General features: G+C 69.8%; 5 protein-coding genes and 1 pseudogene. 2 read left to right on the forward strand and 4 right to left on the reverse strand.

What is annotated here, in order from left to right:
* Positions 1-27: 27 nt before the first annotated feature.
* Positions 28-1005, reverse strand: coding sequence for a ribose-phosphate diphosphokinase (locus V7E05_RS00400; protein ID WP_333617698.1), 978 nt, complete (start codon positions 1003-1005; stop codon positions 28-30).
* On the reverse strand, positions 1002-2504 hold the full coding sequence (glmU, locus tag V7E05_RS00405; RefSeq protein WP_333617699.1) for a bifunctional UDP-N-acetylglucosamine diphosphorylase/glucosamine-1-phosphate N-acetyltransferase GlmU: 1503 nt from the start codon (positions 2502-2504) through the stop codon (positions 1002-1004). Before glmU ends, V7E05_RS00400 begins: the two co-directional genes overlap by 4 nt.
* 129 nt (positions 2505-2633) lie before the next feature.
* On the opposite strand from glmU, the gene V7E05_RS00410 reads away from it, so the two are divergent.
* A complete protein-coding gene (locus V7E05_RS00410) occupies positions 2634-4001 on the forward strand; it encodes an MFS transporter (protein ID WP_333617700.1) in 1368 nt (455 codons plus the stop codon).
* A gap of 23 nt (positions 4002-4024) precedes the next feature.
* Here V7E05_RS00410 and V7E05_RS00415 read toward each other — a convergent pair whose 3' ends face one another.
* Positions 4025-5005: a DMT family transporter gene (locus V7E05_RS00415; protein ID WP_333617701.1), complete on the reverse strand. Its 981-nt coding sequence runs from the start codon at positions 5003-5005 to the stop codon at positions 4025-4027.
* Positions 5006-5162: 157 nt separating this feature from the next.
* On the opposite strand from V7E05_RS00415, the gene V7E05_RS00420 reads away from it, so the two are divergent.
* The gene (locus tag V7E05_RS00420) at positions 5163-5846 is read left to right on the forward strand and encodes a hypothetical protein (protein WP_333617702.1); all 684 of its coding nucleotides are present in this window, start codon (positions 5163-5165) and stop codon (positions 5844-5846) included.
* A 131-nt stretch (positions 5847-5977) separates the two neighbouring features.
* Here the strand turns inward: V7E05_RS00420 and V7E05_RS00425 are convergent.
* Positions 5978-6526, reverse strand: a pseudogene (locus V7E05_RS00425) (high-affinity choline transporter BetT); the annotation flags it as partial.

Genomic DNA, 6526 nt, shown 5'->3' on the forward strand with positions numbered 1-6526 from the left:
GGACCGATCGGGCCTTGCGAGCTAAGGCTACGCCGAGCCGTTGAAGAGCGAGGTGACCGAGCCGTTGAGGAAGACCTCGCGGATGGTGCGGGCGAGGAGCGGCGCGATCGACAGGACCGTGAGGTTGTCGAACTGCTTCTCCGGCGGGATCGGCAGGGTGTTCGTGGCGATGACCTCGCGGGCGCCACAGGTGGCGAGGCGCTCGGCGGCCGGATCGGAGAACACGCCGTGCGTGGTCGCGATGATCACGTCCTTCGCGCCGGCCTCCTTGAGCACGTTGACAGCGCCGGCGATGGTGCCGCCGGTGTCGATCATGTCGTCGATGAGCACGCAGGTGAGGCCCTTGACGTCGCCGACGACGCGGTTGGACTTGACCTGGTTCGGGACGTTGGGGTCGCGCGTCTTGTGGACGAAGGCGAGCGGGGCGCCGTCGAGGGCGTCGGCCCACTTCTCGGCGACCTTGACGCGGCCGGCATCGGGGGAGACGACACAGACGTTGTCGGTGCCGTAGTTCTCCTTGACATAATCGGCGAGCTGACCCATGGCGTGCATGTGGTCGACGGGGCCGTCGAAGAAGCCCTGGATCTGGTCGGTGTGGAGGTCGACGGTGATGATCCGGTCCGCGCCGGCCGTCTTGAGCATGTCGGCGATGAGGCGGGCCGAGATCGGCTCACGACCGCGGTGCTTCTTGTCCTGGCGCGCGTACGGGTAGAACGGCACGACCGCGGTAATGCGCTTGGCGGAGCCACGCTTGAGCGCATCGATCATGATGAGCTGCTCCATGAGCCACTTGTTGAGCGGAGCGGGGTGGCTCTGCAGAACGAAGGCGTCGCAGCCGCGGACCGACTGCTCGAAGCGGACGAAGATCTCGCCGTTGGCGAAGTCCCGCGCAGTCTGCGGCGCGACCTCGACGCCGAGCGCCGCTGCGACTTCTTGAGCCAACTCCGGGTGTGCCCGCCCGGAGAAGAGCATCAGGTTCTTCTGATTGTCGATCCAATCGCTCACTGACCCGAACCGTCCTTATTTTCGGTTTCGACTTGTGCTTTCTCGGCTGCCTCGGCAGCGGCCGTGCCCGGCCGACGGGAGGTGACCCAGCCCTCGATGTTCCGCTGCCTGCCGCCCGAAACCGCGAGCGCTCCCGGCGGGACATCGTCCTTGATCACCGTACCGGCGCCGGAATAAGCGCCGTCACCGACCGTGACAGGAGCGATGAACATGGTGTCCGAACCGGTCCTGACGTGGCTTCCGATCACGGTACGGTGCTTGTTCACCCCGTCATAATTGACGAATACCGACGATGCCCCGATGTTGCTGTGCTCGCCGATCGTGGCGTCCCCGACGTACGTGAGGTGCGGGACCTTCGAGTGGTCCCCGACGTGGGACTTCTTGATCTCGACGAACGTGCCCACCTTGCTTCCCTCGCCGAGCTCGGCGGCGGGGCGGAGGTAGGCGAACGGCCCCACGTGGGCCTCTTTTCCGATGACGGCGGACAGCGCGTGCGCCCGCTCGACCACGGCGCCCTCCCGGACTTCGGTATCGCGGAGGGTCGTGTCCGGGCCGACCACGGCATCTCCGGCGATCGAGGTGGAGCCGTGGAGCTGGACCCCAGGCAGCAGGGTGACGTCCTGGCCGCGCAGCTCGCACGTGACGTCGATCCACGTGGTGGCGGGGTCGACGATGGACGCGCCGGCGCGCATCCACCGCTCACACACCCGGCGATTGAGCTCGCGGCCGAGCTCGGCGAGCTGCACCCTGTCGTTGGCGCCGGCGACGAGCGCGGCATCTGCGACCTTGTGCCCGCGGACGAGCCGGCCATCGGAGTTCGCGATCTCGATGACATCGGTGAGGTAGAGCTCGCCCTGCGAATTGTCGGTGCCGAGGCGGCCGAGCGCGGAGCGGAGGAGATCGGCCTCGAAGGCGTAGACCCCGGAGTTGACCTCGTCGATGGCGAGCTCGGTCTCGGAGGCGTCCTTGTGCTCGACGATGCGGAGGACCCCGCCGTCGGCATCGCGGACGATGCGGCCGTAGCCGGCGGGATCGGGGGCCGTTGAGGTGAGGACCGTGACCGCGGCAGGGGGCTCCGCGCGGTGCAGCGTGAGGAGCTCGTTGAGAGTGTCGGCGTCGAGAAGGGGCACGTCCGACGTCGTCACCACGACCGAGCCGTGGAAATCGGCGGGGAGGGCCTCGAGGCCGGCCCGCACGGCATCGCCCGTGCCGTTCTGCTCGTGCTGGATCGCGGTGTCCACGGGGACGCCGAGGTGCTCGGCCTCGGCGGCCACGGCCTCGGAGACGCGCTCGCGCTGGTGGCCGACGACCACGACGAGCCGCTCGGCGCCCGTGCCTGCGGCGGCGTGGAGCGCGTGCGCGAGCATGGAACGCCCGCACACGGGATGGAGGACCTTGGGCAGCGCGCTCTTCATGCGCGTGCCCGCGCCGGCGGCGAGGACGATGACGGCGGTGGGGGAGTCTCCGGCGGGGGCTGATGCTGCGTTCGGGGTGGCCAAGGTCTCGATTCCTCCATTCGTTCGGCGGAGATGCGGCGACGCCACACGAGAACACACGATACGTCCCCTTCGGTCCCGGATTGGACCGCGCCGCACGGACGGGCATAGCATTCCCCGATTGTGGCAGCTATGCGAGGGATTTTCGCCGACACGCGCCCCCTGCGGACACCGGCATACATGCGGATGTTCCTCGCGCAGATCGTCACCGTTGTAGGGGCACAGTTTTCCATCGTGGCGGTGCCGCAGCAGATCTACGAGATAACCGGCAGCTCCGCCTACGTCGGTCTCTCGGGGATCGTCGCGCTCGTGCCGCTCGTGCTCTTCGGCCTGTGGGGTGGGGCGCTCTCCGACGCGATGGACCGGCGCACGCTGCTCGTCGTCTCGACCGCCGGACTGATCCTGACGACGTTCGGCCTGTTCCTCCAGGCCGTCCTCGGCAACGAGAATGTGTGGGTCGTGCTCGCGCTACTCGCCGCGCAGCAGTCCTTCTTCTCCGTGGGCAATCCCACGCGGACGGCGATCCTCCCGCGGCTCCTGCCCATCGACCAGCTTCCCGCGGCGGCCTCGCTCAACACGACCGTGATGTCCTTCGGCGCCGTGGCCGGGCCAGTCCTCGCCGGCGCGCTGATCCCCGCCATCGGCCTCGGCGCCCTCTACCTGCTCGACTCGGTGGCGATGCTGGCGACGCTGTGGGCCGCGGTGCGCCTCCCCGGGCTCCCGCCCGAGTCGGCGTCCGGAGTGCCGGGCCTTCGTTCCGTGATCGCCGGCTTCGTCTACCTCGCGCAGCAGAAGGTCCTCCTCGCCTCGTACGTCGTGGACCTCGTGGCGATGGTCTTCGGCATGGCCCGGGCGCTGTTCCCCGAGATCGCGCACGAATCCTTCGGCGATCCCGCTTCGGGCGGCTTTGCGCTCGGCATCCTCTACGCCTCGATGGCCGCGGGTGCTCTGCTCGGCGGGGTGTTCTCGGGCTGGGTCTCTCGTATCGAGCGCCATGGGCTCGCGGTCCTGTGGTCGGTGGCGGGCTGGGGCCTCGCGGTGATCGGCTTCGGCGCCGTCGTCCTCCTCGCCTCGCCTGGCGACGGCTCGTGGCTCCTCGCCCTTGCGGCGCTGTTCCTTGCGCTCGGGGGCGCGGCGGACCTGATCTCGTCGTCGTTCCGCCAGGCGATCCTGCTGTCCGCTGCGAATGAGGACATGCGCGGCCGGCTCCAGTCGGTGTTCTACATCGTCGTCGCCGGCGGCCCGCGCCTGGGCGACTGGAGCCACGGATACGCCGGAGCGATGTTCGGACCCGCCCCGGCGGTGATCGGCGGTGGCGCCCTCGTGCTCGCCGGGACCGCGGCCTCCTCGCTCGGCTTCCCCGCGTTCCGCCGCTATCGCGCCGGGGAGGGCACCGGCGAGTCCGGTCGCCGCGCGTCCGATTCGAGCGGCCGCCGCGCGCAGGACGGTCCGGGCGGACAGGGCTCCTCCGGCGTCAGAGAGACGCCCGTTTCCGGTTAGCCCTTCCGCGCCGGGCCTTCCATTTAGTCCTGCCGCGTGGGCCCGACCGCCCCGACCGGCCCGACCGGGTCGGCCGGGACGTCTGGCCCATCCGGTCCAGCCGGTTCATCCAGCCCTTCCACTGTGACGGCGGTGGTGCGCGGCGCCCTGCCCGAGCGGGAGTAGCCGAGGTAGCAGGACAACGCGCCGAGCACGAGCCCGATGGCGATGCCGATGTCGAGCCGCTGGCCGAGCATGATCCACGACGCTACGGCGGCGATCGAGGGGATGACGCCGAAGATCATCGAGGTCGCGGCGGCTCCTCCCTGTTTGACGCACACCATGTAGAGGAGCGAGGAGATGAGGCCGTTGAACAGGACGATGAGCGCGGTGTTGACGGCGAATCCGTGCCAGTCCGAGACGCCGATGGAGGTGAACGCGCCGAGGATCGCCGTAGGCACGAGGGCGGCGAAAAGCCCGACGGTGTAGTTGGTCATCGAGTGGCCGGCGTGCAGGTAGCGCTGCTGGTAGATGCCGCCGAGCGAGATACCGGCGAGACCGCCGGCGGCGAAGGCCACTGCCGCGGGAACCGAACCGACTTCGAGGAGGCGGCCGGCGAGGGCCGCGAGCACGGCTGCGACGCCGAGGACGAGCGCGAGGCTGCGCCGCACGGTGAGGGATTCGCCGAGCAGCCCCGCGGCGACCGCGGCGGTGAGCACCGGGTTCATGGCCACGACGAGCGCGACGAGCGCCGGTGGGACGTCGTGCTGGAGTGCCGTGTACACGCCGATGAACTGAACACCCTGGCCGACGATTCCAGTGATCGCCGCGTGCACCGCCTGCATCCGGCTGGGCCACGGGAGGCGGAGCGCGAGCGCGAGGATCCCCAGGATCACGGCGGAGGCGGCGAATCGCACGAGGATCACGGTCGCCGGGCTCGACGCCGGGACGGCCACGGCCGCGAACGGGAAGCCGAGCGCGAAGGACACTGCCGTGGCGATCGCGAGCCAAGGGGAGAGTCTCATGGGGAGAACAGTAGGGGAGGGGGCGGGTCGTGTGGGAAGAGGTATCCGGCGCTGCCAGGTAATAGGAGCGCGTTCGGCACCGATGTGGGAGATGATGGCACCCGCCCGATTTCCGAGTTCGACCGAGACGTCAGGACTGATCTACATGGCTCGCCACATGCCCGCTTCGACCACCACGACTTCCGCCGATTATGCCGCCCGAACCGCGAAGGCCACGGGCCGTCGGGGATCCCGGTCGGGCGCCGCTCGTCTGGCCGCCGGGATCGCCGCCGTCGCGGGTCTCGGGGCCGCGAGCTTCGCCGGCGCAGGTGTAGCGCGAGCGCAGACCGACACCGCCGATGCTCTGGGCTCTGTGACCGCCGGGTCCGTCGGCCTCTCGGGCTCGCTCGGCGTCGGCTCAGCCACCGGATCGCTTCCGGGGCAGTGCTCCGCGATCTCCCCGCTGCTCGGCTCCGCCGGCATCGGCCTCTGGAACCAGACCACCGCGGTGCCGGGCGACGAGCCGGGACACACGGCGTTCCTCGTCGATCAGAACCTGCCTTCGGAGGGCTCCTCGACCACCGAGGACCCGGTGATCCGGTGGAAGAACGAGGACACCGGCGCCACGGGGGCCCTGGTCCAGGGCCCGGGCGAAGGGAAGATCTACTGGTTCGAGCACGCCGGGCAGGACGTGTGGGGCGCGGATGTCGAGACCGGCGCCGGCCGGATCACCTGGACCATGACTGCGCACGAATCGGGAATTTTCCCGCCGGCGCTCTCGGCACAGGTCCTCGTGCCCGGCCTCGTCCCGCCGGTCGAGTTCCCGTACATCGGCTGCGGTGGCGAGGTCGTCGTTCCGTAGCCGGTGGGCTTTGACGTGGGTGCTTGGCCCCCGGCCCCCGGCCCCCGGCCTACGGCCTACGGCCAGGCCGATGGCCAGGGCTTTGGCCCGGCCTATGGCGCCTTGGCTGGTGGCCGAGGCGCCATAGGTCTCTATATCTCGGCCCCCGGCTGCTGCTCGTCCAGAGCATCGGCCGCGGGTTCGGCGGTGCTCGGGGTCACGACGCTGTCCGTGGCGAGGCGCGCCGAATGACCGAGGAAGGTCAGGTGCGCCTCGTAGCGGTCGAGCACGTCATCGATGAGCTGCTGCCGGGTGACTCCCATGAGGTCGTAGCCCTCGGATCCCGTGTGCGTGTAGACCTCGAGCCGGAAGTAGTTCTGCCCGTCGTTGGGCGTGCGCCCGCCGAAGGTCGGGATCGGCCGCGGGACCGCGACCACCTGGTAGAGGTAGTCGCGCTCTCCGTCGACGTGGACGGTGAACGTCGGCCGATCGATGTCCGTATCCGTGTCGGCCACGGCGGTGAGCTCTGCCGAGTACCCCTCGGCGCGGAACTCGGTGCACACGTCCGTGAGAGCGGGGACGGCGGTCTGCTCGAGGTACGACGTCACACTCTTGCGCGAGGGGTACGAGCGCATCCCCGAGATACGCTGGCGCAAGGTGCGTTCCGGAGCGTGGCCGCCGCCCGCGGCTTGGGTGCGGCG

The sequence above is a fragment of the Dietzia sp. genome, assembly GCF_036741115.1.
GTDB lineage: Bacteria > Actinomycetota > Actinomycetes > Mycobacteriales > Mycobacteriaceae > Dietzia.

Excerpts from the sequence above, each read along its gene's own strand:
- V7E05_RS00415 (WP_333617701.1), bottom strand. The coding sequence starts at position 5,005 with ATGAGACTCTCCCCTTGGCTCGCGATCGCCACGGCAGTGTCCTTCGCG.
- V7E05_RS00420 (WP_333617702.1), top strand. The coding sequence starts at position 5,163 with ATGCCCGCTTCGACCACCACGACTTCCGCCGATTATGCCGCCCGAACC.
- V7E05_RS00410 (WP_333617700.1), top strand. The coding sequence starts at position 2,634 with ATGCGAGGGATTTTCGCCGACACGCGCCCCCTGCGGACACCGGCATAC.